1 protein-coding gene is annotated in these 1,022 nt (G+C 53.2%); it reads right to left on the reverse strand.

The annotated features are described in order from the left end of the window. Window positions 1-198: 198 nt before the first annotated feature. Window positions 199-1,022, reverse strand: an 824-nt coding sequence (locus ACIOZM_RS31335) for an elongation factor Tu (protein ID WP_401221474.1), incomplete at its 5' end; no start/stop codon positions are given.

Here is a 1,022-nt window from a genome sequence, read left to right on the forward strand (position 1 = left end):
GAAAGCCTTCAACCTGATACGGATTTGCTGATTTTGCATTGGATTTCAGACTCCGGCTGCTATTCCCACCGAGCGCAATACGCCCGTTAAAAGGAGGCGCAATTCTATAGACGCCCCATATAGGTGTCAACCCAATAAAAAAAGCCCCCGCTGAGCGGAGGCTTTTTCAAAACATCAAAGCTAACTCAGCGAAGAGTCTTACTCGATGATTTTGGCTACGACGCCAGCGCCGACGGTACGACCGCCTTCACGGATAGCGAAACGCAGACCGTCTTCCATTGCGATGGTTTTGATCAGGGTAACAGTCATCTGAATGTTGTCACCTGGCATTACCATTTCAACGCCTTCTGGCAGCTCGCAGTTACCAGTCACGTCAGTAGTACGGAAGTAGAACTGTGGACGGTAGCCTTTGAAGAACGGAGTGTGACGGCCGCCTTCTTCCTTGCTCAGAACGTAAACTTCTGCGGTGAACTTGGTGTGCGGCTTAACGGTACCCGGCTTAACCAGAACCTGGCCACGCTCAACGTCGTCACGCTTGGTGCCACGCAGCAGAACGCCGCAGTTCTCGCCAGCACGACCTTCGTCGAGCAGTTTGCGGAACATTTCAACGCCGGTGCAGGTGGTAACAGTAGTGTCACGCAGACCAACGATTTCCAGCGGATCCTGAACGCGAACGATACCGCGCTCGATACGACCAGTCACAACAGTACCGCGACCCGAGATCGAGAATACGTCTTCGATTGGCATCAGGAATGGCTTGTCGGTCAGACGAACTGGTTCTGGGATGTAGCTGTCCAGAGTTTCAACCAGTTTACGAACGGCAGTGGTGCCCATTTCGTTGTCGTCTTTGCCTTCCAGCGCCATACGAGCCGAACCGATGATGATTGGAGTGTCATCACCTGGGAAGTCGTAAGTCGACAGCAGGTCGCGAACTTCCATCTCAACCAGTTCCAGCAGCTCAGCGTCGTCTACCAGGTCAGCCTTGTTCAGGAAAACCACGATGTACGGAACGCCAACCTGAC

It is taken from the genome of Pseudomonas sp. NPDC087346 (genome assembly GCF_044744235.1).
Lineage (GTDB): Bacteria > Pseudomonadota > Gammaproteobacteria > Pseudomonadales > Pseudomonadaceae > Aquipseudomonas.